This is a genomic window from Stenotrophomonas riyadhensis (assembly GCF_040256885.1).
In the GTDB taxonomy this organism is placed as follows: Bacteria; Pseudomonadota; Gammaproteobacteria; order Xanthomonadales; family Xanthomonadaceae; genus Stenotrophomonas; species Stenotrophomonas riyadhensis.
The window spans coordinates 3,144,130-3,168,764 of the sequence record NZ_CP155568.1 but is presented as its reverse complement, the minus strand read 5'-3'; the positions used below and the strand labels follow the sequence as shown (position 1 = coordinate 3,168,764).

At 67.8% G+C, this 24,635-nt stretch carries 19 protein-coding genes; 11 read left to right on the top strand and 8 right to left on the bottom strand.

Annotated elements, in window-relative coordinates; all coding sequences use genetic code 11:
• Window position 1: 1 nt before the first annotated feature.
• Entirely contained in the window at window positions 2-1,057 is a 1,056-nt protein-coding gene (locus tag SriyCCGPB3_RS14785) for a sugar phosphate isomerase/epimerase family protein (RefSeq protein WP_350259466.1), read from the bottom strand.
• Window positions 1,058-1,158: 101 nt separating this feature from the next.
• Here SriyCCGPB3_RS14785 and SriyCCGPB3_RS14780 point away from each other — a divergent pair, with 101 nt between their 5' ends.
• Both SriyCCGPB3_RS14780 and SriyCCGPB3_RS14775 read left to right on the top strand, forming a co-directional pair.
• Entirely contained in the window at window positions 1,159-1,740 is a 582-nt protein-coding gene (locus SriyCCGPB3_RS14780) for a TetR/AcrR family transcriptional regulator (protein ID WP_110712947.1), read from the top strand.
• A gap of 208 nt (window positions 1,741-1,948) precedes the next feature.
• The gene (locus tag SriyCCGPB3_RS14775) at window positions 1,949-4,279 is read left to right on the top strand and encodes a TonB-dependent receptor (protein WP_014037894.1); all 2,331 of its coding nucleotides are present in this window, start codon (window positions 1,949-1,951) and stop codon (window positions 4,277-4,279) included.
• An 88-nt stretch (window positions 4,280-4,367) separates the two neighbouring features.
• On the opposite strand, the gene SriyCCGPB3_RS14770 is transcribed toward SriyCCGPB3_RS14775, so the two are convergent.
• Together SriyCCGPB3_RS14770 and rnd are read right to left on the bottom strand one after the other, a co-directional pair.
• Complete coding sequence (locus SriyCCGPB3_RS14770; RefSeq protein ID WP_350259465.1) at window positions 4,368-6,440, bottom strand: DUF4034 domain-containing protein; 2,073 nt, start codon at window positions 6,438-6,440, stop codon at window positions 4,368-4,370.
• Window positions 6,441-6,559: 119 nt separating this feature from the next.
• Window positions 6,560-7,639 (bottom strand): ribonuclease D, encoded by a 1,080-nt coding sequence (rnd, locus tag SriyCCGPB3_RS14765; protein ID WP_180846234.1) that lies wholly within the window; start codon window positions 7,637-7,639, stop codon window positions 6,560-6,562.
• 84 nt (window positions 7,640-7,723) lie between these two features.
• Here rnd and SriyCCGPB3_RS14760 point away from each other — a divergent pair, with 84 nt between their 5' ends.
• Together SriyCCGPB3_RS14760 and SriyCCGPB3_RS14755 are read left to right on the top strand one after the other, a co-directional pair.
• Complete coding sequence (locus tag SriyCCGPB3_RS14760) at window positions 7,724-9,616, top strand: formylglycine-generating enzyme family protein (RefSeq protein WP_110712943.1); 1,893 nt, start codon at window positions 7,724-7,726, stop codon at window positions 9,614-9,616.
• A gap of 89 nt (window positions 9,617-9,705) precedes the next feature.
• Entirely contained in the window at window positions 9,706-10,602 is an 897-nt protein-coding gene (locus SriyCCGPB3_RS14755; protein ID WP_088026614.1) for a M48 family metallopeptidase, read from the top strand.
• Window positions 10,603-11,164: 562 nt separating this feature from the next.
• On the opposite strand, the gene xseA is transcribed toward SriyCCGPB3_RS14755, so the two are convergent.
• Together xseA and queG are read right to left on the bottom strand one after the other, a co-directional pair.
• Window positions 11,165-12,496 carry an exodeoxyribonuclease VII large subunit gene (xseA, locus tag SriyCCGPB3_RS14750; RefSeq protein ID WP_350259464.1) on the bottom strand — a complete coding sequence of 444 codons (1,332 nt, stop codon included), beginning with the start codon at window positions 12,494-12,496 and terminating at the stop codon, window positions 11,165-11,167.
• 44 nt (window positions 12,497-12,540) lie between these two features.
• Window positions 12,541-13,611 carry a tRNA epoxyqueuosine(34) reductase QueG gene (gene queG / locus SriyCCGPB3_RS14745; protein WP_350259463.1) on the bottom strand — a complete coding sequence of 357 codons (1,071 nt, stop codon included), beginning with the start codon at window positions 13,609-13,611 and terminating at the stop codon, window positions 12,541-12,543.
• A 23-nt stretch (window positions 13,612-13,634) separates the two neighbouring features.
• Between queG and SriyCCGPB3_RS14740 the strand changes: the two genes are divergently transcribed.
• The 6 genes from SriyCCGPB3_RS14740 (at window position 13,635) to SriyCCGPB3_RS14715 (ending at window position 21,165) form a co-directional block, all read left to right on the top strand.
• On the top strand, window positions 13,635-15,119 hold the full coding sequence (locus SriyCCGPB3_RS14740; RefSeq protein ID WP_350259462.1) for an NAD(P)H-hydrate dehydratase: 1,485 nt from the start codon (window positions 13,635-13,637) through the stop codon (window positions 15,117-15,119).
• Window positions 15,116-15,598, top strand: a complete 483-nt coding sequence (gene tsaE, locus SriyCCGPB3_RS14735) for a tRNA (adenosine(37)-N6)-threonylcarbamoyltransferase complex ATPase subunit type 1 TsaE (protein ID WP_110712939.1) — start codon at window positions 15,116-15,118, stop codon at window positions 15,596-15,598. Before SriyCCGPB3_RS14740 ends, tsaE begins: the two co-directional genes overlap by 4 nt.
• 82 nt (window positions 15,599-15,680) lie before the next feature.
• Complete coding sequence (locus SriyCCGPB3_RS14730) at window positions 15,681-17,243, top strand: N-acetylmuramoyl-L-alanine amidase (RefSeq protein ID WP_110712938.1); 1,563 nt, start codon at window positions 15,681-15,683, stop codon at window positions 17,241-17,243.
• Window positions 17,244-17,364: 121 nt separating this feature from the next.
• Window positions 17,365-19,269 carry a DNA mismatch repair endonuclease MutL gene (gene mutL / locus SriyCCGPB3_RS14725; protein ID WP_350259461.1) on the top strand — a complete coding sequence of 635 codons (1,905 nt, stop codon included), beginning with the start codon at window positions 17,365-17,367 and terminating at the stop codon, window positions 19,267-19,269.
• 11 nt (window positions 19,270-19,280) lie between these two features.
• The gene (locus SriyCCGPB3_RS14720) at window positions 19,281-20,210 is read left to right on the top strand and encodes a DUF1684 domain-containing protein (RefSeq protein ID WP_110712936.1); all 930 of its coding nucleotides are present in this window, start codon (window positions 19,281-19,283) and stop codon (window positions 20,208-20,210) included.
• 1 nt (window position 20,211) lies between these two features.
• A complete protein-coding gene (locus SriyCCGPB3_RS14715; RefSeq protein ID WP_180846229.1) occupies window positions 20,212-21,165 on the top strand; it encodes a TraB/GumN family protein in 954 nt (317 codons plus the stop codon).
• A 74-nt stretch (window positions 21,166-21,239) separates the two neighbouring features.
• On the opposite strand, the gene phaR is transcribed toward SriyCCGPB3_RS14715, so the two are convergent.
• The 3 genes from phaR to gluQRS form a co-directional block, all read right to left on the bottom strand.
• Window positions 21,240-21,779, bottom strand: coding sequence for a polyhydroxyalkanoate synthesis repressor PhaR (phaR, locus tag SriyCCGPB3_RS14710; RefSeq protein WP_032130258.1), 540 nt, complete (start codon window positions 21,777-21,779; stop codon window positions 21,240-21,242).
• A gap of 183 nt (window positions 21,780-21,962) precedes the next feature.
• Window positions 21,963-22,703 carry an acetoacetyl-CoA reductase gene (gene phbB, locus SriyCCGPB3_RS14705; protein WP_350259460.1) on the bottom strand — a complete coding sequence of 247 codons (741 nt, stop codon included), beginning with the start codon at window positions 22,701-22,703 and terminating at the stop codon, window positions 21,963-21,965.
• Between the two features lie 17 nt (window positions 22,704-22,720).
• On the bottom strand, window positions 22,721-23,641 hold the full coding sequence (gene gluQRS / locus SriyCCGPB3_RS14700) for a tRNA glutamyl-Q(34) synthetase GluQRS (RefSeq protein WP_350259459.1): 921 nt from the start codon (window positions 23,639-23,641) through the stop codon (window positions 22,721-22,723).
• Window positions 23,642-23,734: 93 nt separating this feature from the next.
• On the opposite strand from gluQRS, the gene htpX reads away from it, so the two are divergent.
• Window positions 23,735-24,601: a protease HtpX gene (htpX, locus tag SriyCCGPB3_RS14695; RefSeq protein WP_121505056.1), complete on the top strand. Its 867-nt coding sequence runs from the start codon at window positions 23,735-23,737 to the stop codon at window positions 24,599-24,601.
• The last annotated feature ends 34 nt before the right edge of the window (window positions 24,602-24,635 follow it).

The window sequence follows — 24,635 nt, the reverse complement described above, 5'->3', positions numbered from 1 at the left end:
CTCAGGCGATGCCGAGCATGTGCTGCATCTGCGCGGTGCTGATCGGTGCACCGGCGAAGTCGTCGAAGATCTTGTCGGTGACCGGAATGATGTGGTCGCGGATGAATGCAGCGCCTTCGCGTGCACCGGCTTCCTGGTCCTTCAGGCAGCACTCCCACTCCAGCGTCGCCCACCCCTGGTAGTCGTACTGGGCCAGCTTGGAGAAGATCGACTTGAAATCGACCTGGCCGTCGCCCAGCGAGCGGAAGCGACCGGCCCGTTCGGTCCAGTCGGCATAGCCGCCATAGATGCCCTGGCGGCCGCTGGGGCGGAACTCCGCATCCTTGACGTGGAACATGCGGATCAGCGGGTGATAGATGTCCAGGTACTCCAGGTAGTCCAGCTGCTGCAGGACGAAGTGGCTGGGATCGAACAGGATTCGGCAGCGCTCGTGCTGGCCGACGCGTTCGAAGAAGCGCTCGAAGCTGGTGCCGTCATGCAGGTCTTCGCTGGGATGGATCTCATAGCAGAGGTTGATGCCGTTGTCCTCGCAGGTATCGAGGATCGGCCGCCAGCGTCGTGCCAGTTCGTCGAACGCCGCGTCGATCAGGCCCGGCGGGCGCTGCGGGAACGGGAACAGGTACGGCCAAGCGAACGAGCCGGAGAAGGTGCCCATGTCCTGCAGGCCGAGCCGTCGCGAGGCACGGGCGGCCAGGTGCAGCTGCTGCTGCGCCCATTCGCTGCGCGCCCTCGGATTGCCGCGCAGTGCTTCCGGGGCGAAGCCATCGCAGAGTTCGTCGTAGGCCGGATGCACGGCCACCAGCTGGCCGAGGATGTGGGTGGTCAGTTCGCTGACCTGCAGGCCGTGCTCGGCCAGTGTGCCGCGGATGTCATCGCAGTAGTCCTGGCTGTCGGCAGCGGTGGCCAGGTCGAACAGGCGTGCATCCCAGGCAGGAATCTGCAGGGCCTTGAAGCCATGGCCGGCGGCCCACGCGGCAATGCTGGCAAGTGAGTTGAACGGGGCCTGGTCGCCGGCGAACTGCGCCAGGTGCAGGCTGGGGCCCTTGAGGGTCTGCATGTGTTGCTCCAATTGTTTGTCGATCAACAAAGAATAGGCGTGACCCTCGCGGCGGTCAACACCCGCGTTACACTGCGCGCCTCACTGGAGCAGGCAGGCAGATGGCAGGGCGACCGCGCGAATTCGACAGGGACCAGGCGTTGCGCAAGGCGATGCTGCTGTTCTGGCAGCACGGTTATGAAGGCACGTCGATGTCGGCACTGGTCGAGGCACTGGGCATCGCCTCTGCACGCATCTACGCCGCGTTCGGCAGCAAGGAGCAGTTGTTCCGCGAAGCCGTTGCGCTGTACGAGGACGGCGAGGGCGGCTTCGCGCCGCGCGCGCTGGAGCAGGCAACGCTGCGCGAGGCGATCGGGTCCATGCTGCGTGACGCCGTGTTGACCTACACCCGGCGTGGGCGGCCGCACGGTTGCCTGGTGGTGTCTTCGGCCAGCAGCGTCTCGCCCGATGGCGAGGGCGTCCGGGACTGGTTGGCCAGCCATCGTCGCCAGCGTACGGCGGCGATCATCGCGCGCCTGCAGCAGGCGCAGTCCGAAGGGCAGCTGGCCGGCGATGTGGCGGTGCAGGCACTGGGCGATCACTTCGCCACGGTGCTGCACGGCATCTCGGTGCAGGCCCGCGACGGCATCAGCCGCGAGCGACTGCTGGCGATGGTCGATATCGCGCTGACCCCGTTGCCCTGAGATCCGGGGTCAGATCCGTTTCCCCTTGGGAAACGGATCTGACCCCAGGCGGTGCTGGCTGACTGTGCCGAAACCGCTTGTTTCGCCGGGTTTGGGTGCTGCGCAACGAAATCGTAACAATTTGGGGGATAATGGCGGCTTGCGCAGTTGTCCTCCTTTTTGCCGCCCGGCTCGCGCAGGCCGCACGGACGCCTCCTCAGAGCATTTCATGCCCTCCCATTCCGATTCCCGCCGCCTGTCGGGTATGTCGTCTTCCTTCGTTTCCTTCCGCCGCCACCCGCTGGCCCTGGCCTGTGCTGGCCTGGCCCTGGTCGGCAGCTTCGGTGCCGCCGCGCAGGATAGCGCGCCGACCCCGACCGGCCTGGACACGATCACCGTGACCGCCGAACACCGCGAGCAGAACCTGCAGGAAGTGCCGGTCTCGGTCGGCGTGGTGCAGGGCGAGCGCATGCGCGACTTCACCGCCGGCGGCGACGACACCCTGCTGGCACTGTCCGGCCGCGTGCCGAGCCTGTATGCGGAAACCACCACCGGCCGCATCTTCCCGCGCTTCTACATCCGCGGCCTGGGCAACATCGATTTCTACCTGGGTGCCTCGCAGCCGGTGTCGATCATCCAGGACGACGTGGTGCTGGAACACGTGGTGCTGAAGTCCAACCCGGTCTATGACGTGGACCAGGTGGAAGTGCTGCGCGGCCCGCAGGGCTCGCTGTTCGGCCGCAACACCACCGCCGGCATCATCAAGTTCGATACCCTGAAGCCGACCCAGGACTACACCGGCCGCGTCAGCGCCAGCTATGCGACCTACAACAGCGTGTCGATCGACGGCGGCTTCGGCGGCCCGATCAACGACATCGCCTCGTTCCGCGTGTCGGCCCTGTACCAGCACCGCGACGACTACGTCGACAACACCTACAAGGGCCCGAGCGCCGACGGCACGGTCAGCCCGAAGAAGAACGCCATGGGCGGCTTCGATGACCGCAACGTGCGTGCGCAGCTGCTGCTGACCCCGAGCGACCAGTTCTCGATCCTGGCCTCGGCCCACGCCCGTGATTACGAGGGCACCTCGACCCTGTTCCTGCGCGGTGCGCTGACCAAGGGCTCGAACAAGACCGACGTGCCGCGCGACAAGGTCGCCTACGACGAAGCCGACAACAACCCGCAGGCCTACAAGACCTACGGTGGTTCGGTGAAGGCACGTTACGACTTCGGCGCGATCGACTTCACCTCGATCACCGCCTACGAAACCACCTCCGGCTACAGCCGCGGCGACACCGACGGCGGCGCTGCGGTGAACTTCCCGGTCAACGGGGTGCCGAACGGCTACGGCCAGTCGATGGGCCGCATCCGCGACCTGGACCAGTGGACCCAGGAGTTCCGCCTGGCCAGCCATGACGACAGCGCCCTGCAGTGGCAGGCCGGTGCGTTCTATTTCAACGGCAGCGACACCACCGACTTCTACCAGCGCGCGTGGTTCCTGCAGGGCGCGGCACGCAACCCGAACAACTGGGTGCGCCTGCGCAACAAGAACACCTCGTGGGCCGGTTTCGGCCAGATCAGCTACGCCTTCACCGACAAGTTCACCGTCACCGCCGGCCTGCGCCAGACCAAGGACGAGAAGCACACCCGTCTGCTGAAGACCGCTGATACCGCCGCCGGCGTGGTCACTTACAAGGGCCGCACCGACGTCAAGATGTCCGATACCACCCCGAGCTGGGATCTGAGCGCGATGTACCAGATCACGCCGGACGTGAGCGTCTACGCCAAGGTCGCACGCGGCTTCCGCGGCCCGACCATCCAGGGCCGTTCGGCGGTGTTCAATGCCGATTTCACCACCGCCGATTCCGAGACCATCCTGTCCTGGGAAGCGGGCGTGAAGAGCAGCCTGTGGGACAACCGCCTGCGCCTGAACGCCACCGCGTTCACCTACACCGTCAACGACATCCAGCTCAACGGCAACGATTCGGACGGCAACGGCGTGCTGTTCAACGCCGACAAGGCCAAGGCCTACGGTTTCGAAGCCGACATGGAGCTGCGCCCGATCCCGAACCTGACCCTGAGCGCCGGCCTGAGCCTGCTGCACAGCGAGATCAAGGACAAGCGCGTGTATGCGCAGGTCTGCGGCCTCAACGGCCAGGTGGTGTGCACGGTGAATGACCCGACCATCAAGGTCGGTGCCAACACCTTCGCCCAGATCGACGGCAACCCGCTGCCGAACGCGCCGAAGTACAACGTCAACCTGGCCGCCCGCTATGACTTCCCGGTCAGCGATGCCGGCACCATGTTCGTCTCCACCGACTGGAACAAGCAGGGCTACACCAGCTTCGTGCTGTACGACAGCAAGGAGTTCAATTCCAAGGGTGACTTCGAGGGTGGCCTGAAGATCGGCTACTCGGGCAACTACGGTGCCTACGAAGTGGCGCTGTTCGCGCGCAACATCACCAACGAGAAGAACCTCAAGGGTGTGATCGAGAACTACATGGCCGCGGTCTACAACGAGCCGCGCACCGTGGGTGTCTCGCTGAACATGAACTGGTAATGCGCTGTCGCGGTGGCGGGCCGTCCCGCCATCGCGCTGCTGGAATGAAAAGGGCGGCCCGGATTACCGGGCCGCCCTTTTCGTTGGTTCAGACCGCAGTGAGGTTGCTGTCCTGGCTGCGCTGGCCGAAGGTCAGGGCCCAGGTGGCGCTGTCCACCTGCTGGCGGTCCTGTTCCTGCTGCTTGCGTGCGCGGCTGGCACCGAACCAGCGACCCTCGCCGTTGATCAGCGGCGCCATGCGCACCACGTCCACATACTCCGGATCGATCTCGCTGGCACGCTGCAGCCAGGTCAGGGCGAGGAATGCATTGGCCGGGACGCCGTTGCCGACGTGGTAGATGTCGGCCAGGTAGCCTGATGCCCACAGCTTGTCGTCGTCGTCACCGCGCCACCACAGCGGAATCAATGCGCGCTCGACCGCTTCGCGTTTGTGCGCGTCATTCTGGCCATCCAGCGCCAGGCAGGCCAGGTTGCGGCAGGTCGGGCCCCACACCCGCTCGCCGGCCTCGGCCTCATCCAAGCAGCGCAGGTACAGCTCGCGCGCACGCGCTTCATTCTCCGCGCCGCCTGCGGCGACGAGGCGCACGGCCAGGTTGTAGGTGGCGATCAGGTCGCCGCCTTCCACCGCACGCTCCTGCCAGTAGGCGGCCTTTTCCGCATCGGCGAACTGCGGTTGGTCGCGGCCACCGAGGCGGCCCTTGTACAGGTCGCACAGCGCCGACATCGCACCAGCGTCACCGGTTTCAGCCATGCGCTGCAGCAGTGACAGGCCCGCGGCCTGCGAAACATCACAGAACAGGTTGGCGGCGAACGTCACCGCCGAGGTGTTGTCCTGCTGCGCAAGCTTCAACGCGCGCTGCAGCAGGATACTGGCGCGCGTCGGGTCGCTGGCCTGGCCGAGCAGGCCATGCTCGATGGCGGTGGCGGCCCAGAGCAGGCCGATCGCCGAATCGCCTTCGCGCGCGGCATAGTCCACCACCTGTGCGAACAGTGCTTCGGCACCGTCGACATGGGCGAACCAGGTGCAGGCCTCGAGGTTGCTGAGCCCCTCATGCAGGACCACATCGCGGTCCAGTGCCCATGCCTGCTGCAGATCTTCAAGCACGGCCTGCATGTGGTGCGGATCCCACTGCACGACATCTTCGATGTCTTCAACGCGGCCAAGCCGGTAGCGCAGCCCGGCACGCTGGGCCAGCACCTGCGCGCGCAGGTTGCGGTCCAGGTGCCAGTCGAGGATCTGCGCGTACGCGCGCTCGTGCGCGGCCACGGCGTCGGCATCCTCGCGGTGGGGCAGATCGCCCATCCAGTCCTGTTCCTTGTGCCAGCGCAGCGCGTTGCTCTGCGCCAGTTCCAGGCCACGGCACCAGCCACCCTCGATGAAGTTCTCCATCGCCTCATGGCTGCCGCCCCAGCGCGGGTACAGGAAGTACAGGGTGTCTTCCAGCGTGGCCAGATCGTCCGGGCGCTGCTCCAGCACCAGGCGCATCCAGTACGCCAGCGGTGCGTCGAAATCGTCCTGGCTGCGCTCGCGCAGCAACGGGGGCAGCGTATCCGGCAGCGTCTGCAACGGCGCACCGAAGCGCGACAGCAGCTGCAATGCCTGTGGCCAGGCTTGAGGGTAGTGCTCGGCCAGCGCGGCGTCATCGGATGCGGCGGGCTCCCCGGCCTGCAGCGCACGCAGCCAGTTCGGTTCGCGCAGGTAGCTGGTGATGCGCTTGATGCCATCCAGCGCCAACGCAGGTCGTGGCGACAGCGGAATCGCCTGCAGGTAGGCATGCACGGCATGATCGCGGGCCAGCTGCGCCGCCAGCCATTGGCTGTCTTCCACCAGCGCGGCCACATCGGCGCTGCGCAAGGCACCGGCCGCTTCTTCCCAGCAGGCACCGAGGCGCAGATGGGCGTAGTAGCTGTGGGGGGCGGCGGCGACCCACTGCTGTGCCTGCTGCAGGCGCTCATCCAGGGTCAGGGTGGGATCCTGCAGGTTGCGCAGGCGCCAGCGGATGCCGGGGAGTGGCCGTTCGCCGCCCAGCCAGGCTTGTTCGTGCGGCGCCAGCTGCGCGTCCAGTTCGGAGTAGCGCTTCGCCTGCAAGGCAGCGCGCGCCCCTGTGCGCCACACCAGGTCCTCGGCGGAGAGGCCGTCCTTCGCAACTCCATTTGTCATCTGATGCAATCCAACATTGGCGGGGACGCTATTGGACAGTCCCGCGCTCGCGTCGGCAAGCGTGGCAGATGCTCATTCTGTGTGTTGCGGGCGCCGGCGCAGTGCCGGCGCCCGCAGTGTCAGCGTGCCGGCAGCAGCGCCTGCAGGCGTGACTCCAGTTCCTGCTGGCGCCAGCCGGCCAGTGCGGCGGGCCATTGGCGACGTTCCAGATAGCTTTCCAGGTGCTTGCGCGAGGCAAGGATGCCATCCGGCAGTCCCAGCTCGCGGCTGCGTTCGGCCACGGCATCCTGCAGCTTCTTCAGCGCTTGCTTGTTGCTGTCGTTGGCCGGCAGCGCCAGCGGGGCGTCGGCCTCATCGGCCAGCGGCGTCTCCAGCGCCTGCCACACGGCGCCAGCGAGCTTGCGCGGTGCCTTCGGGAACTGCTCGAACAGCTGGCCCAGCGCGGCGGCATCGGCCGGTGGCGTGCGTGCCAGCGTGGCGGCCAGTTCGTTGTCCAGGATCCAGCTGCGTGGGCGGTCGCTGCTGCGCGCCTGCACATCGCGCCAGCGCAGCAGGCGCAACAGGCGATGCTGTGCGGCGGCGTCGAGGAACTGTGCCGAGCGCATCGACAGGTGTGGCCAGCGGTCCTCGTCATTGGCAACGCTGGCCAGCAGGCGCTCGCCGTCGTCATGCAGCCACTGCTGGCGACCCAGCGCCTGCAGCCTGGCATCGATGGCGTCGTGCAGTGCGAACAGGTGTTCGACGTCGTCGGCGGCGTACTGCAGCTGCGACTCCGACAGTGGTCGGCGCATCCAGTCCGAGCGGGTCTCACCCTTTGCCAGTGCGACGCCGGTGATTTCCGCCACCAGCTTCTGGTAGCCCATGCCACCGCCGATGCCGGCCAGCGAGGCGCCGATCTGGGTGTCGAACAGCGGCCGTGGCAGTACGCCGCAGGCCCACTTGAAGGCGACCAGGTCTTCGCTGGCGCTGTGCATCACCTTGATGATCGATTCATCGGCCAGCCACGGCGCCAGCGCCTCGGTCATGCCCGGAATCAGCGGGTCGATCAGCAGGATGTCCTGGCCGACCGCCATCTGCACCAGCGCCAGCTGCGGCCAGAAGGTGCGTTCACGGATGAATTCGGTGTCCAGGCCGATGCGGGTCGGGCGCTGCTGGAAGTACGCATCCAGCTCGGCGGGGGTGGTGATCCAGGTTGCCACGGGTCAGGGCCTACTACTCGGGTTTGCTCAGGCAGGGGAGAATAGCCTAACGTCGATCCGCGTCCGTGCCGAAGGAGGCTCTGCTTGCGTTTTCCGTTGTCGCCCGTGCTGTGCACCGCGCTGGCCGTCGCCCTGGCCGGCTGCACGCCGTCGCCGCCCGCGACGGCGGACCGGGCGGCCAGTGGGGCCACGCGGCAGGCCGAGGACGTCGAAACCGGCACCGATGCCAGCCCACAGGCCGGGCAGGGCAGCGTGACCATCGGCGGTGAGGATGCCGCCGAGGATGTGCAGCAGTGGACGCCCCCCAGGGTCGACCGGCAGGGCCGCAGCCTTGCCCAGTTGCGGCGTGCGGCCGAACAGGCCTTTGCCGACGGCCGGCTCTACGAGGATGCCGATGCCGCCATTCCGTTGTGGCTGGCCGTGCAGGAAGAGGACCCGGATGACCGCCAGGCCCGGCTGGGCCTGCAACGTGCCCGCCAGCGCCTGCAGCAGCAGGCCGACGCCCTGCTGGTGCGGCCGCTGAAGCAGCGTGAGGCGCTGGCCGAGGCCAGCCGCCAGGCGCTGGTGTTGCTGACGCTGGCGCCAAAGGACGAAAAGGTGCGTGCGCTGCAGGGACGGGTGGAGCTTGCCCAGCGTGTGGTGGCTTACAACCGCGCCGGCGAAGAGGACCTGCGCTCGGACCGGATCGGTGAAGACGGGGATGGGGCCATCGGCAACTTCCGTGAGGCACTGGCATTGGATGAGGACAACAGCCGCGCACGGCAGGGACTGGCCGCAGCCGAAAGCGGGCTGATCCGCCGTGCCGAGGACGCTGCACGCACGCGCGATTTCGCCAGCGCCGGCACCTGGTTGGCCGAAGCGAGCAAGGTGCGCGATTCGTCGCCGACCATCGCCGACGCGTTCGAGCGCATCGAGCAGATCCGTGCGGCGGCATTGCTGCAGCTGCGCGATGACGGTCTGCGTGACCTGGCCACGCCGCAGGGCCTGAAGCCGGCCCGCGAGAAGCTGGCCGAGGCATTGCGCATCGCGCTGCCGGGCGACGCGGTGGTGGGCCAGCTGCGGGAGCGCATCGACCTGGCTACCCATTACGGCAGCTTCCGCCCGGGGCAGGTGTTCAGCGATGCCATGCGCGATGGCGGGCGCGGGCCGCAGATGGTGGTGGTGCCACATGGCGGCTTCCAGATGGGTGCCGGTGATGCCGAACCGGGATCCAGTGATTCCGAGCGCCCTTCGCACTATGTGCGCTTCGATCGTGGCTTCGCGATGGCGATCACCGAGGTCACGGTCAGCGATTTCGAACGCTACGTGAAGGCATCCAATGCGCGCCCGCGCGCGACCCGGCGGGGCCATTCGGTGGTCTATGACGAGCGTAGCGGCAACTTCATCCGCCGCAGCGGCGTGGACTGGCGCTCGGACTACGACGGTGGCCGCGCGATGGCCAATTCGCCGGTGATGCACGTCAGCATCCGCGATGCCGAGAACTACGCAGCGTGGCTGTCCGAGCAGACCGGGCGCAGCTACCGGCTGCCCAGTGAGGCCGAATTCGAATATGCACTGCGCGCCGGCAGCAGCGGCCGCTATCCGTGGGGCGATGCCGGCACGCCGCCGCCTGGCAGCGGCAACTTCACTGGCAGCAAGGACGTTTCTCCTTCGGGCCGGCATTGGCACAACGCCTTCATCGGCTATGGCGATGGCTGGTGGGGGCCGGCTCCGGTAGGGAGTTTCCAGGCCAATGCCTTCGGCCTGCACGACATGGGTGGCAACCTCAGCGAGTGGGTGGCCGACTGCTGGCATGCCAGCTACCGGCGCGCGCCGTCTGACGGTGCCGCCTGGTTCAACCCGGGTTGCCGCGCACGGGTGATCCGCGGCGGCAACTGGGCCAATGCGCCGGAGCAGACCCGTGCCGCCTGGCGGCAGTCACAGGATTCGGACACCACCAACGCGCGCATCGGCTTCCGCCTGGTACGCGGCATCTGAGCGGCGCCGGGCTTCACCCGCTGCGGGCATCGGCGCACTAAGATTGCGCCGTGCCCGCCAGCCGGCGGGACCTGCCGGAAGACCGCCCGATGCGCAATGATCCCTTCTCCCGCTCGCCGCAAGGCCCGCAACGGCGCGGCCTGTTCGGCAACATCCGCTGGTGGGTGTTGCTGCTGGCTGCCGGCTACGCGGTGTTCTACTGGTTTTCCAACCGCACGGTCGATCCCTATACCGGCGAGAAGGTGATGATCGACAGCAGCCTGGACGCGCGCCAGGAGACGGCGCTGGGGTTGCAGGCCTACCAGCAGATCCTGTCGCAGGAACGGCCGATGGATCCGAACGCACCGATCGCGCGCGACGTGCGCGACATCGCCCAGCGGCTGATCGCCAAGGTCGACGTGGTGGAGACCGCGCTGGCACAGGAGCATGGCGTGCAGCCGGCGCACTTCGCGCGGGATTTCCAGTGGGAAGTGAATGTGATCCCGTCCGAGCAGGCCAATGCGTTCTGCCTCCCGGGCGGCAAGATGGCCGTTTACACCGGGCTGGTGCCGGTGGCGCGTACGCGCGATGCGATGGCGGTGGTGATGGGCCACGAGATCGCCCATGCACTGCTGCGCCATGGTGCACAGCGCATGGCCCAGCAGAAGCTGACCCAGATCGGGCAGATGGCCGGCGCCGCCAGCGGCATGGATGCACAGCAGCAACAGATGATGATGTCGGCGATGGGCTATGGTTACTTGTTGCCGTATGCGCGCAGCCACGAGACGCAGGCGGATGAAGTGGGGCTGATGCTGGCCGCGGCAGCGTGCTTCGATCCACGCGAGGCGGTACCGCTGTGGCAGCGCATGGGCCAGGCCAGCGGTGGCCAGTCACCGCCGGAGTTCGCCTCGACCCATCCGAATCCGGGTACCCGTATCCAGAACCTGCAGGCACTGATGCCGAAGGCGCTCGAGTACCGGCAGAAATTCTGCGAGCAGGCAAAGTAGGGGGGCGGCAGGGCTTGCAGCCCTGCACCGGCGGTAGTGCCGGCCGCTGGCCGGCAGCAGCAACAGCAACAGCGTGCATTCCGTGGGATGGCGGGGTGGGTCCGGTTGCGGGAGACGCCGTAAACCCGTCCATGGGGGCTTGGCCGCGGCATCCATGCCGCGGACACTCCCGCAACCGGGCCCACCCCGCCTTCGACAGATTCTCGCGACCTGTCGGAATGGCTTGGGGTCAGATCCGTTTTCCTAAGGAAAACGGATCTGACCCCGAATTGATTCGATATCTGACAGCTTTCATCCACGCATGCGTGGATCTACCGTGTCGACCAAGGTCGACACCTACCAACAGCCTCCGGAATCTGTCAGAGGCGGGGCGGTGTGGTTGTGCAGGACCGTTGGCGCCATGGATGGCGCCATCGAGCCCCCATGGATGGGTTTACGGCGTGTCCTGCACAGCCACACCGCCCCGCCATCCCACGGAATACCAGCTTTGGCTGTTGCTTCGGCTGTTGCTGTTGCTTGAACGCTTCGGCAGGTGCAGGGCGCAGCCCTGCCGAACAACTCTTTACTTGACCTGCACGTCGATCACGCCGTTGCCAACGCGGGCCTGCAGTGCATCACCGGGCTGTACCTGGTCGATCTGGCGTACCAGCGAGCCATCGTCACTGCGGGTCAGGATGCTGTAGCCACGCGCCACGGTCGCCAGCGGGCTGACCGCTTCCAGCGAACGCGCCAGTCCGTGCAGGCGCAGGGCATCGCGCTCCAGCAGACGCTGCATGGCCACCTGCGGCCGCCCGCGCAGGGCAGCCAGGCGGCGCTGCATCGCGTCGAGCTGGCGTTGCGGATGGTGCCCGCGCAGCACCGCCGCCGCATGGCGCAGGCGCGCGGCGCGGCGCTCCTGCTGCTGGTTGAACGCGGCATGCAGGCGCCGGCCCAGATCGAGCTGGCGGCGGCGCAGCAGGTCCAGCCGCGCCTGCGGGCTCTGTGCGTTCAGGCGCAGCAGGGCACGATCGGCGCGCTGCATCACCTGCTGCATCGCATGCCGTTGCAGCTGCACCATGCGCGCCGCAGTCCGGCGCAGGCGCAACGCCAGTTCGCGCTGGTCCGGTACCAGCAGTTCGGCCGCCACCGAAGGCGTCGGTGCGCGCAGGTCGGCGGCGAAGTCGCTGAGGCTGAAGTCGGTTTCGTGGCCGACCGCCGAGACCACCGGCGTGTTGCTGGCGGCGATGGCGCGGGCCAGCGCTTCATCGTTGAACGCCCACAGGTCTTCCAGTGAACCGCCACCGCGGGTCAGCAGGATCACGTCGTAGCGGCCACTGGCGTCGGCGGCCTGCAGCAGGCGGGTAATCTGTGCAGCGGCGCTGCTGCCCTGCACCAGGGTCGGCAGCAGGTCCACTTCCAGCAGCGGGAAACGGCGCTCAAGCACGCTCAGTACGTCGCGCACGGCGGCGCCGGTCGGCGAGGTGATCACTGCCAGGCGCTGCACGTGTGCGGGCATCGGCCGCTTGCGTGCCGCGTCGAACAGGCCCTCGGCCTCCAGGCGTGCCTTCAGCTCCTCGAAGGCGCGGCGCAGCGCGCCTTCGCCGGCTTCTTCCATGTGGTCCAGCACCATCTGGTACTCGCCACGGGCGTCGTACAGGGTCACCTTGCCGCGCACCAGCACGCGCATGCCTTCGCGCGGCACGAACTTCAGGTACTGCGCCTTCATCCGGAACATCGCTGCGCGCAGCTGCGCACGTGCGTCCTTCAGGGTGAAATACAGGTGCCCGGAGGAAGGGCGCGCCACGCTGCCCAGCTCGGCCTCGACCCAGATCGCCGGGAAGCTGCCTTCCAGCAGGTCGCGGGCCAGGGTGTTGAGCTGGCTGGGGGTGAGGATGTCGTTGTTGCGTGGCTGCATGGGAACGGCGTGCTGCGGGCGGAACGGGGGCTCAGGATCGCACGTCAGCGCACCGCGTGCTGGCCCAGCGCCCACTGCACGTGTTCACGCACCAACGGCGAGGGATCATCGACGCGGGTATGCAGCGCGGCCAGCGTCTCTGCCGTGGTCGGCGCGTTGCCCAGCGCCACCGCGATGTTGCGCAGCCAGCGTTCATGGCCGCTGCGCCGGATCGGGCTGCCTTCGGTACGGCGCAGGAACTCGGTTTCATCCCAGGCGAACAACTGGTCCAGGCGCGCGGCATCGAGATTGTTGCGCGCGCGGAAATCGGCTTCGTCGGTGCGCTTGGCGAATTTGTTCCAGGGGCAGACCAGCTGGCAGTCGTCGCAGCCGTAGATGCGGTTGCCCATCAGCGGCCGCATGTCTTCGGGAATGGGACCGTCGTGCTCGATGGTCAGGTAGGAAATGCAGCGCCGCGCGTCCAGCCGCTGCGGTCCGATGATGGCCTGGGTGGGGCAGACATCGATGCAGCGCGTGCAGGTACCGCAGTGGGCAGTGGCCGGCGCGTCGATCGGCAGGGGGATGTCGATATAGATCTCGCCGATGAAGAACCAGGAACCGCCGTGACGGTCGATCAGGCAGGTGTGCTTGCCGATCCAGCCGAGCCCGGCGTTGCGCGCCAGTGCGCGTTCCAGCACCGGTGCCGAATCGACGAAAACGCGGTAGCCCAGCGGCGCCACCTCATCGTTGATCTGCATGGCGAGCTTCTGCAGGCGGTTGCGCATCAGCTTGTGGTAGTCGCGGCCCAGCGCGTAACGGGCCACGTAGGCACGGCCGGGATCGGCCAAGGTCGCCCAGGCTTCGGTGTCGTCCTTGTGGCTGTAGTCCATGCCCACCGAGATCACCCGCACGGTGCCGGGCAGCAGCTCGGCCGGCCGCGCACGCAGCGTGCCGTGGCGCGCCATCCAGTCCATCGTGCCGTACAGGCCCTGGCCCAGCCAGTCGGCCAGATGCGCCTCATCCTCGCCCAGCTCGATGCCGGCGATGCCGCAGCGCTGGAAGCCATGCGCACGGGCCAGTTCGCGGATGCGCTGCACGGCCTGGGCCGGATCGACGGGGGCGGGGACGGGGGACATGCGCACCAGTATAAAATCCCTGCATGCCCGATCTTTCCCTTCTGTTCGACACCGCAGCAGCGCGCGCGCTCGATGCACGCGCATCGGCGCTGGCCGGTGATGGTGGCTGGAGCCTGATGGCCCAGGCCGGTCTGGCCGGCTGGCAGTGCCTCCTGCAGCAGTGGCCGGAAGCCCTCCAGCTATGCGTGCTGGCCGGTGCCGGCAACAACGGCGGCGACGGTTACGTGCTGGCCCGCCATGCCGTGCGGTCAGGGCGGCAGGTACAGGTGGTCACGCTGCCCGGCACGGCGCCCTCCACGGCGCTGGCGGCGCAGGCTGCAGCGGAATTTGCCGCGGCAGGCGGCTGCATCGTTGCGTTCGACGGTCAGTTGCCGGCTGCCGAGGTCTATGTAGACGCACTGTTCGGGCTTGGCCTGGACCGGGCGCCAGCCGGCATGGCCCAGTCGCTGATCGAGGCCCTCAATGCGGCGCAACGGCCGGTGCTGGCGATGGATGTGCCGAGTGGCGTTGATGCCGACAGCGGTTGTGTGCCCGGCGTGGCGGTGAAGGCCACTGTCACGTTGCAGTTCATCGCGTGTCACCGCGGCCTGTACACCGGTGATGCCCTGGAACAGGTGGGCCAGCGTCGGCTGGCGCCACTTGAACTGCCTGATCAGGCCTGGGACGGTGTCCACGCCAGCGCGCAGCGCTGGACGGGCGACCGCTTGCCGGTGCTGCTGCCACCGCGACGCGCCAATACCCACAAGGGAGAATCGGGCCACGTTCTCTGCATCGGTGGAAACCACGGCAGTGGCGGCGCGGTCGTGATGGCTGCCGAGGCGGCGCTGCGTGCTGGCGCGGGCCTGCTCAGCGTTGGCACCCGTCGCGATCACGTCGGCCCCTTGCTGGCGCGCCTGCCCGAGGCCATGGCCCACGCGCTGGAAGATGGTGACGCGCTGCCGGCGCTGCTGGACAGGGCCGGAGTGGTGGCGATCGGCCCCGGGCTGGGCCAGGACGAGTGGGCGCGCGCACTCTTTGCACGGGTGCTGGCGTGTGACAAGCCGCTGGTGGTTGATGCCGATGCACTGAATCTGCTGGCGAAGGATCCGCGCGCACTGCCGCACGCGATCCTCACGCCACACCCGGGCGAGGCCGCGCGCCTGCTCGGGTGCAGCACCGCTGACCTCCAGGCTGATCGCTATGGCAGTGCACAGGCATTGGCCGAGCGCTTCCACGCCGTGGTGGTGCTGAAGGGCGCGGGCAGCATCGTGGCGGCACCCGCGCAGACGCCACGGCTGATTGCTGCGGGCAATCCCGGCATGGCCGTGGGGGGCATGGGCGACCTGCTCACCGGCATCATCGCCAGCCTGCGTGCGCAGGGCCTGACCGCCTTCGACGCCGCTGCGGCTGGCGCGTTGCTGCACGCGCTCGCCGGCGATGCTGCGGTCGCCGACGGCGCGCGTGGCCTGCTTCCCACTGACCTGCTGGCGCCGCTGCGGCGACTGGCCAACCCGGACCTCTCTCCATGACCGACTTCTTTCTTGCCGACAGCGATGCCACCGAACAGCTCGGGCAGTGGCTGGCCGCCACCCGACCACCGCAGGCGCTGGTCGAACTGCGCGGCGACCTGGGCGCCGGCAAGTCCACCACGGCCCGCGCGCTGCTGCGCGCGCTGGGCGTGCAGGGCGCGATCCGCAGCCCGACCTATACCCTGGTCGAGCGCTACCCACTGGCCAGCGGTGGCGAGGCGTGGCATCTGGACCTGTACCGGATCGGCCAGGCCGGCGAGCTCGATTTTCTCGGGCTGGACGAGGGCAGCGCGGTGTTGTGGCTGGTCGAATGGCCGGAACGCGGCGCTGGCGCGCTGCCGCCGACCGACCTGGTGGTGGCGCTGGAGATCGAGGGGCAGGGGCGTCGCGCCCGTCTCACTGGGGCCAGCGACATCGGACATGAATGGCTGGAACGGCTCCCCCAAGGGGGCGACTTGCAGGCCATTTCTGTCGGCTGACGAGAACAAACACCGGCAGGTTACGGATTATTAAGGAAAAAGGTGTTGCATTCCGTTCAGCGCGGTGATTGAATCCTGAGCCATGCGCCCGGGGAACCGTCTCATTGCCATCTGTGCCGCCGTCGGACTGGGTCTGGCGAGCGTCAGTGCGTGGGCCGGCGAAGTCCGCCAGGTCCTGCTGAATACCGGCGCTACCGGCACCCGTGCCGAGATCTCGCTGGTCGGCAGTGGCGGTTACAAGACCCTGTCGTTGGCCGGTCCGAACCGCCTGGTGGTCGATTTCCCGGATTCCAGCGCCATACGCAACCTGAAGATGCCGGCCGCGCAGGGCGTGGTCACGGCGGTGCGTACCGGACAGCCGGTGCCGGGCACTTTCCGTGTCGTTTTCGACCTCGCTGAATCGGTGGCGCCGTTCCGCCCGCAGATGCAGCGCGAGGGCAATGAATCCAAGCTGGTGATCGAATGGCCGGGCGATGGTCCTGCCGTGGCCGCCAGTCGTCCTGCGGCGACGCCGGCGGTACAGCCGCAGGTCCCTGCCAGCACGCCCGCACCGACGCCGGCCGAGAGCGCGCAGTCGCGCAACGACGCCGCGCGCGCCACCGCACTGTTGACCGCGCAGGTACAGCAGCAGGCCAGCGCCGCCGCTGCCACACCGGCCACGCCGACCCCGGCGCCGTCCACCGCTCCAGCCCAGGTCGCGGCAGCGGGTACGGCTGCCAGCAGCACGCCGTCCGCATCGCCGGCTGCGATCCTTGCCGGCCAGCGTACCGCCGCCGTGGTAACCACGCCGCCGGCCACTGCGCCTGCGCCGGTTCCGACGACGGTGGTGCCACCGCGTCCGGCCATGCCCAGCGATGCCTCGCGCATCCGCATGCAGGCCGGCATGCGCCACCTGGTGGTGGCCATCGATCCAGGCCACGGCGGCCAGGACCCTGGTGCGATCGGCCCGACCGGCAAGCGCGAGAAGGATGTGACCCTGGCCGTGGCGCGTGAGCTGGCCCGCCAGGTCAACGCGACGCCGGGCCTGAAGGCTTACCTGACCCGCGACAGCGATGTGTTCATCCCGCTGCCGATGCGTGCGCAGAAGGCGCGTGCGAACAAGGCCGACATCTTCATTTCGATCCATGCCGACGCGGCGGAAAACCGTTCGGCCACCGGTTCGTCGGTGTACGTGCTGTCGACCAAGGGCGCCTCTTCGCAGCGCGCCCGCTGGCTGGCGGACAAGGAAAACGCGGCCGACCTGGTCGGTGGCGTGCGCCTGCAGCAGACCGAAGGCACGCTCGCCAACGTGCTGCTGGACCTGGCCCAGAGCGGCTACATGAAGGCGTCCGAGGACGCGGCCGGCCATGTGCTGGGCGGCCTGAAGCGGATCGGCAACAACCACAAGCCGAACATCGAGCGCGCCAACTTCGCAGTGCTGCGCACCTCGGACATGCCGGCGATGCTGGTGGAGACCGCGTTCATCTCCAATCCGGATGAAGAGCGCCGCCTGATCGATCCGGCCTACCAGCGCAAAATCGCCGGGGCCGTGCTGGATGGTGTGCACACCTTCTTCAGCCGCCAGCCGCCCCCGGGCACGCTGTACGCGGCCCGCGCCCAGGCCGAGATCGACGCAGCCGGCACCATGGCCGGCGGCAGCAAGTAACCCGCCGAAGGCGGGTTACTGCTTTCTGTAGAGTCGAGCGGCGCTCGACTGGGCCTTCCCGGTAGCCCGTCAGTCGAGCATGGCTCGACTCTACCCTCGGCCGCTCAGTTATCATCCCCGCATGACGTCTGCTACCCATCCGCGCCCGATCCGGCCGTTGCCGGAGATCCTCATCAACCAGATCGCCGCAGGTGAAGTGGTCGAACGTCCTGCGTCGGTGGTCAAGGAACTGGTCGAGAACGCGATCGACGCCGGCGCCAGCCGCGTCGATATCGACCTTGAGGAGGGCGGTGTCCGCCTGATCCGCATCCGTGACAACGGCAGTGGCATCGCACCGGAACAGTTGCCACTGGCGGTCTCACGCCACGCCACCAGCAAGATCGCCGATCTGGACGATCTTGAATCGGTGGCCACGCTCGGCTTCCGTGGTGAGGCGCTGCCGTCGATCGCGTCGGTCAGCCGCTTCACCCTGTCCTCGCGCCGCGCGCACGACGAGCACGGTTCGGCGCTGCAGATCGAAGGCGGCAAGATCGGCGAGGTGACCCCGCGCGCGCATGCGCCGGGTACCACGGTGGAAGTGCGCGAGCTGTTCTACAACGTGCCGGCGCGGCGCAAGTTCCTGCGCGCCGAGCGTACCGAACTGGGCCATATCGAAGAGTGGCTGCGTTCGCTGGCGCTGGCACGGCCGGATGTCGAGCTGCGCGTATCGCACAACGGCAAGGCCTCGCGCCGCTACAAGCCGGGCGATCTGTACTCCGATGCGCGCCTTGCCGAAACGCTGGGCGAGGATTTCGCCAACCAGGCCGTGCGCGTGGACCACAGCGGTGCCGGCCTGCGCCTGCATGGCTGGATCGCGCAGCCGCATTATTCGCGTGCCAGCGCGGACCAGCAGTACCTGTACGTCAATGGACGTTCGGTGCGTGACCGCAGCGTTGCACACGCAGTGAAGATGGCCTACGGCGATGTGCTGTACCACGGCCGCCAGCCGGCCTATGTACTGTTCCTCGAACTGGACCCGACCCGCGTCGACGTCAACGTGCATCCGGCCAAGCACGAGGTGCGCTTCCGTGATTCGCGGCTGGTCCATGATTTCGTCTACCGCACGCTGAAGGATGCGCTGGCTGATACCCGTGCCGGCATGTCGGCGCAGGAGATCGGTGCTGGCCCCGCGCATCCGGTCGATGCGGCCATGGCTCCGATGGCATCGAGCGCGGGCGCCTCTGGTTTCGGGCTGGTGCGCGGTCCGGCACCCGGTGCCGGCTCGGGCGGGGGCGGTGGATTCTCCGGGTGGCGACCGCAGCAGCCACTGGGCCTGCAGGTGGCCGATGCACCGGCGGCCTATGCCGCGCTGTATGCCACGCCGGCCGGTGCCGAGCGTGCAGCGGCACTGCCACCGATGCCCACCGAGAATGGGCTGCCGGTCACCAGTGCCGACGCAGGCGTACCGCCGCTGGGCTACGCCATCGCGCAGCTGCACGGCATCTACATCCTGGCCGAGAATGCAGAAGGCCTGATCGTGGTCGACATGCATGCGGCGCACGAGCGCATCGGCTACGAGCGCCTGAAGAACGCACACGATGGCATCGGCCTGCAGTCGCAGCCGTTGCTGGTGCCGATCACGCTGGCGGTCGGCGAGCGCGAAGCGGATACCGCTGAAAGCGAAGCCGAAACGCTGGCCGCACTCGGCTTCGAGGTGACCCGTGCCGGCCCGGGATCGCTGCATGTGCGCAGCATTCCAGCGCTGCTGGCGCATGCCGAACCGGAAGGGCTGCTGCGCGACGTGCTGACCGACCTGCGCGAACACGGCCAGAGCCGGCGCGTGGCCAGTGCTCGCGATGAGCTGCTGTCGACCATGGCCTGCCATGGCGCGGTGCGCGCCAACCGGCGGCTGACCGTGCCGGAAATGAACGCGCTGCTGCGCGACATGGAAATCACCGAGCGGTCCGGCCAGTGCAACCACGGCCGGCCGACCTGGGCCCGTTTTTCGCTGGCGGAGATCGACCGCTGGTTCCTGCGCGGACGTTGAGGGGAGCATCGATGCGTTATCGGGGAATGGCGGGCCTGCTGGCCGCCGTGGTGTTGGCCGCCTGCAACCCGGCAACACCGCCGGCGCCGACGGCCGCTGAAGATCCTGCCTACGCGGCCGGGCAGCAGCAATGGCGTGTAGCGCGCTACCAGGACCTGACCCGGCCGGATGGCTGGACGGCGCTGGTCGGCCTGCACTGGCTGCAGAACAAATCGCACTTCGTCGGCAGCGGCGCGACCAATGGCATCCGCCTCGCGGTTGGGCCGGACAAGCTGGGCCTGCTGCGCCGCGAAGGGACGCAGTGGTGGTTTACACCTGAGGCCGGCGTTGACGTCAGCCACGACGGGCAACCGGTACGCGGCCGCATCCGTGTCGACACCGACAAGGATCCGCAGCCGACGCTGCTCGCATTCGATGGCGGCAAGGGCCAGCTGAGCATCATCCGCCGTGGTCCGCGTGATGCGCTGCGGGTCAAGCATGCCGATGCGCCGGCACGTCGCGATTTCGGTAGCCTGGAGTACTGGCCGGGTGGTCCGGACTGGCAGGTGCAGGCGCGCTTCATCGCGCACCCGCCGGGCAAGACCCTGCCCATCGTCGACATCACCGGCCTGACCACCGAAATGCCCAATGCCGGCGCGGTCGAGTTCCAGCGTGATGGCCGCAGCTGGCGGCTGGAGGCGATCGGTGCGCCGGGGCAGCCGCTGTTCCTGATCTTTGCCGATCGCACCAGTGGCCGCGGCAGCTATCCGGCCGGTCGCTATCTGGATACCGATGCACCCGCTGCCGATGGCACCGTGCGCATCGATTTCAACCATGCCTACAACCCGCCGTGTGCATTCACCGCCTATGCGACCTGTCCGCTGGCGCCACCGGAAAACCGGTTGGACCTGCGCGTGGAAGCGGGCGAGAAGGCCTACCACCTGCCTGAAGGAGAAGGCTGATATGCCGATCAGATCCCTGTTGCGTGCCACCGTTCTGTTGGCGGCCTGTGCGCTGGCACCGCTGGTTGCGGCGCGTACCGTGCAAGCCGATACCACTGGCGCAGTGGCGGCCAAGCCGCCGGTGCCGTTGCTGTGGAAGGTGACCGGTCCTGGTGACGCGCGCGTGTATCTGCTGGGTTCGTTCCACCTGCTGAAGCCGCAGGACTACCCACTGTCGCCCGATGTCGAACAGGCGTTCGAAGCCTCGCAGCGGGTCGTGTTCGAACTGTCGCCGGAAGACATGCAGTCGCCACAGCTGGCCAGCCGCATGGTGCAGGCCGCGGTCCGCACCGATGGCAGCGAGCTCAAGCGCGATCTCGATGCTGCGACCTGGCAGAAGCTGCAGGTGTTCGCCACCGAAAACAAGCTGCCGCTGGCGCAGATGCAGGGGATGAAGCCGTGGTTTGTCGGCCTGAGCATTTCGGTCGGTCAGATGCAGAAGCTGGGCCTGGACCCGGCACTGGGCCTGGACCGTCACTTCATGGAGCGTGCGCAGAAGACCGGGCGCAAGACCGCGGGACTGGAAGACATCGACACCCAGATCGGCATGCTTGACGGAATGACGCTGCAGGAACAGCGGCAGATGCTGGCCGAAGCGCTGGACCAGGCCGGCAAGGCCGACGAGCAGGCACGCCAGCTGCACGACGCCTGGCGCCGCGGTGACGAGCGCGTGCTGTGGACCCGGATGGCGGCGGAAATGCGCCAGCAGTATCCGCAGCTGTATCAGCGCATCAACACCGGCCGCAATGACGCCTGGGTGCCGAAACTGCTGCCGTACCTGCAGGCCGGGCAGGGCGGTACGCTGGTGGTGGTCGGCACGCTGCACCTGCTGGGCAGTGATGGCGTGGTCGAGAAGCTGAAGGCGAAGGGCTACAAGGTCGAGCGCGTATGCACGGGGTGCAAGGCGAAACGCTGACATACGGTTGGCGCGATGCCAAACAAAACGGCGCGCCAGTGGCGCGCCGTTTTCGTATCAGCCGTTGCAGCAGCTCAGCGGCGGGTCTTGCCGCCGGTGCCGGTGCCCGGTTCGTTCGGCTTGTTTCCGGTACCTGCGCCGGTTCCGGTTCCGGTGCCGCCTGGACGCGGGCCACCGAAGCCAGTGCCCATGTTGCGCTGGAATTCCTGCCACAGCTCCAGGTTGCGCTCGGTCAGCTGGTTCATCATCGCCCACGGGGTCTGGCCCAGCAGGTTGCCCATCTGCTGGCGGAACTGCTGCTGCTGGTCGAGGAAGACCTGCATGCTGCGCTCCAGGTAATTGCCCATGAAGCCCTGCAGGGAGTCGCCGTAGAAGCGGATCAGCTGGCTCAGCAGCTGGGTGGACAGCATCGGTTCGCCGTCCTGTTCCTGGTCGGCGATGATCTGCAGCAGGACCGATCGCGTGAGGTCGTCGCCGCTCTTGGCGTCGCGGACTTCGAAGTCTTCACCGTCCAGGATCAGCTGGCGCACGTCCTCGATGGTGATGTAGCTGGAGATCTCGGTGTCGTAGAGACGGCGGTTCGGATACTTCTTGATGATGCGGGTCGCAGCCATGAAGCGGTACTCGTCACAGTAGACGCGCAGCATGGCGCAGTGCAGCAGCCGTTGCAACCGCCTCAGCCCCCGCCAGGCTTGGCTTTCGGCGGCGATCATGTTGCGCAACAAGGGGTTGCGTGTTGCGCAGCATGACCATCGGCAGGGGCCGGCGGCGTTCGCCGCGAGGGCCCGCTGCGCGGCTTACCAACCCATATGGTGGCCGCCGTTGATGTCCAGGTTGCTGCCGGTGATCCACGAGGCTTCGTCGGCGACCAGGAACGAGACGCCGTACGCGATTTCCTCCGGCTTGCCGAGGCGTCCGGTGGGGATGTCGGCGATGATCTTGGCACGCACCTCCTCCGGCACCGCCATCACCATGTCGGTAGCGACGTAGCCGGGCGAAATGGTGTTGACGGTGATGCCGAAGCCGGCGTTCTCGCGGGCCAGCGAGATGGTGAAGCCGTGCATGCCGGCCTTGGCCGCCGCGTAGTTGGCCTGGCCGTACTGGCCTTTCAGTCCGTTGATCGAGCTGATCTGGATGACCCGGCCCCAGCCGCGGCGGCGCATGCCCTCGATGACCGGACGGGTGACGTTGAACACCGAATTGAGGTTGGTGTTGATCACATCGTGCCACTGGTCCGCGCGCATGCGGTGGAAGGTGGTGTCGCGGGTGATGCCGGCGTTGTTGACCAGGATCTCGACCGGGCCCAGTTCGGCCTCGACCGCGCGCACCAGCGCTTCGGCGCTGTCCGGATCGGAGACATCGCCCGGGAAGATCGACACGCTGTAGCCGCGTTCGGTCATCGCCTGCTGCCAGGCGTGGGCCTTGGCCTCGTCGCGGTAGTTGGTGGCGACCCGGTGGCCCTGGTCGGCCAGGCGTTGGCAGATGGCGGTACCGATGCCGCCGGTTCCGCCGGTGACCAGTGCGACGCGAGATGTCATGGAGTGCTGTCCGGGTATCAGGTGGGGGAAGGGGGATTCTGCAACATCGGCGCGGAAAGTGCGCCGGCGGGCAACAGGATATCGGCACGCGGCAGCCGCGCCGGGTCGAAGGCCTGTCGAGCGGCGGCCAGCAGCGCGTCCAGATCGCGTGCCTGCGCCAGCGCCTCAGGGGCTTGGCCGAGCAGCTGCCAGAGCTGGCGAAGCACCGGCAGCGGGCGTGCGCTGTCCACCGGCAGCGCCGCCAGTGACTTGGACAGTTTGTGGCCCGGCGCATCCAGCAGCAGCGGCAGGTGCCAGTAGCGCGGCACCGCCAGGCCCAATGCCTGCTGCAGCAGGATCTGCCGTGCCGTGGAGTCGAGCAGGTCGGCACCGCGCACCACTTCGGTCACCCCCTGCGCGGCGTCATCGACCACCACCGCCAGCTGGTAGGCCCAGCAGCCGTCCGCACGGCGCAGCACGAAGTCACCGACCTCGGCATGCACGTCCTGCTGCTGCGGGCCGCGCAGGCCATCGTCGAAGCGCACGATGCTGCCCGCTGGCACGCGGAAGCGGACGGCAGGGTCCGGTCGTGATTGCCGTGCGACGCAGCGATGATGGATGCCGCCACTGGCGGCCAGTTCGCTGCGACTGCAGTGGCAGACAAAGGCCTGGTCGCTGGCCAGCAACACATCCAGCGCGGCCTGGTAGGCCTCGCCACGCGTGCTCTGCCAGAGTACCGGGCCATCGTGGACCAGGCCGAACGCCGACAGTGCCTGGAGTTGCGCATCCGCTGCACCGGGCACGGTGCGCGGCGGGTCGACGTCTTCGACGCGCAGGCGCCACAGGCCGCCGTGATGGCGGGCGAGCAGCCAGCTGCCGAAGGCGGCGAGCAGGGATCCGGGGTGGAGCTGGCCGGTCGGCGAGGGCGCGAAACGGCCGGTGGGAATAGGGGAGGTCATGCTGGCTGAATCGTCGGTCAGGTTGGCGCTTGAATTCAAGCTGACCGCACCGCAAATTGATCGATATCGACCCCTTCCGAGCCGGAATTTCCCATGTTCACCCGTATTGCCCTCTTTCTAGCGACCAACCTTGCGGTGCTGATCCTGGCCAGCATCGTGATGTCCCTCCTGGGCGTGGACTCGCGCTCGATGAGCGGCCTGCTGGTCATGGCCGGCATCTTCGGCTTCGGTGGTTCCTTCATCTCGCTGTTGCTGTCCAAGTGGATGGCCAAGCGCTCCACCGGCGCGGTGGTGATCACCGAGCCGCGCAACCAGACCGAGCGCTGGCTGCTGGCTACTGTCGAGCGCCAGGCCAAGGCGGCCGGTATCGGCATGCCCGAAGTGGCCGTGTATGAAGGCCCGGAGATCAATGCCTTCGCCACCGGCGCCAACCGCAACAATGCGCTGGTCGCGGTGTCCACCGGCCTGCTGCACAACATGAGCGAAGACGAGGCCGAAGCGGTGCTGGGCCACGAGATCGCCCACGTCGCCAACGGTGACATGATCACCATGGCACTGCTGCAGGGCGTGTTGAACACGTTCGTCATCGTACTGGCCCGCGTGGTCGGCGGCATCATCGACAGCGCACTGTCGGGCAACCGCGAAGGCGGCGGCCGCGGCTTCGCCTACTACATCATCGTGTTCGTGCTGGAGATGGTGTTCGGCCTGTTCGCAACGATGATCTCGATGTGGTTCTCGCGCCACCGCGAGTTCCGCGCCGACGCCGGCGGTGCCTCGCTGGCCGGCCGCCAGAAGATGATCGCCGCGCTGGAGCGCCTGCAGCTCAACCACGGCCAGAGCACGCTGCCGACCCAGATCGCGGCGTTCGGTATTGCCGGTTCGACGGCGAAGAAGCTGTTCATGAGCCACCCGCCGCTGGAAGAGCGCATCGCCGCGCTGCGGGCGTCGACGGCGGCGTAAGCCTCCGTACTTCCACGGTTGTGCAGGAACGCCT

Excerpts from the sequence above, each read along its gene's own strand:
- htpX (WP_121505056.1), top strand. The coding sequence starts at position 23,735 with ATGTTCACCCGTATTGCCCTCTTTCTAGCGACCAACCTTGCGGTGCTG.
- SriyCCGPB3_RS14740 (WP_350259462.1), top strand. The coding sequence starts at position 13,635 with ATGCCCGATCTTTCCCTTCTGTTCGACACCGCAGCAGCGCGCGCGCTC.
- SriyCCGPB3_RS14715 (WP_180846229.1), top strand. The coding sequence starts at position 20,212 with ATGCCGATCAGATCCCTGTTGCGTGCCACCGTTCTGTTGGCGGCCTGT.
- SriyCCGPB3_RS14730 (WP_110712938.1), top strand. The coding sequence starts at position 15,681 with ATGCGCCCGGGGAACCGTCTCATTGCCATCTGTGCCGCCGTCGGACTG.
- SriyCCGPB3_RS14780 (WP_110712947.1), top strand. The coding sequence starts at position 1,159 with ATGGCAGGGCGACCGCGCGAATTCGACAGGGACCAGGCGTTGCGCAAG.
- phaR (WP_032130258.1), bottom strand. The coding sequence starts at position 21,779 with ATGGCTGCGACCCGCATCATCAAGAAGTATCCGAACCGCCGTCTCTAC.
- gluQRS (WP_350259459.1), bottom strand. The coding sequence starts at position 23,641 with ATGACCTCCCCTATTCCCACCGGCCGTTTCGCGCCCTCGCCGACCGGC.
- SriyCCGPB3_RS14720 (WP_110712936.1), top strand. The coding sequence starts at position 19,281 with ATGCGTTATCGGGGAATGGCGGGCCTGCTGGCCGCCGTGGTGTTGGCC.
- phbB (WP_350259460.1), bottom strand. The coding sequence starts at position 22,703 with ATGACATCTCGCGTCGCACTGGTCACCGGCGGAACCGGCGGCATCGGT.
- xseA (WP_350259464.1), bottom strand. The coding sequence starts at position 12,496 with ATGCAGCCACGCAACAACGACATCCTCACCCCCAGCCAGCTCAACACC.
- mutL (WP_350259461.1), top strand. The coding sequence starts at position 17,365 with ATGACGTCTGCTACCCATCCGCGCCCGATCCGGCCGTTGCCGGAGATC.
- SriyCCGPB3_RS14785 (WP_350259466.1), bottom strand. The coding sequence starts at position 1,057 with ATGCAGACCCTCAAGGGCCCCAGCCTGCACCTGGCGCAGTTCGCCGGC.
- SriyCCGPB3_RS14775 (WP_014037894.1), top strand. The coding sequence starts at position 1,949 with ATGCCCTCCCATTCCGATTCCCGCCGCCTGTCGGGTATGTCGTCTTCC.
- SriyCCGPB3_RS14770 (WP_350259465.1), bottom strand. The coding sequence starts at position 6,440 with ATGACAAATGGAGTTGCGAAGGACGGCCTCTCCGCCGAGGACCTGGTG.
- SriyCCGPB3_RS14755 (WP_088026614.1), top strand. The coding sequence starts at position 9,706 with ATGCGCAATGATCCCTTCTCCCGCTCGCCGCAAGGCCCGCAACGGCGC.
- tsaE (WP_110712939.1), top strand. The coding sequence starts at position 15,116 with ATGACCGACTTCTTTCTTGCCGACAGCGATGCCACCGAACAGCTCGGG.
- queG (WP_350259463.1), bottom strand. The coding sequence starts at position 13,611 with ATGTCCCCCGTCCCCGCCCCCGTCGATCCGGCCCAGGCCGTGCAGCGC.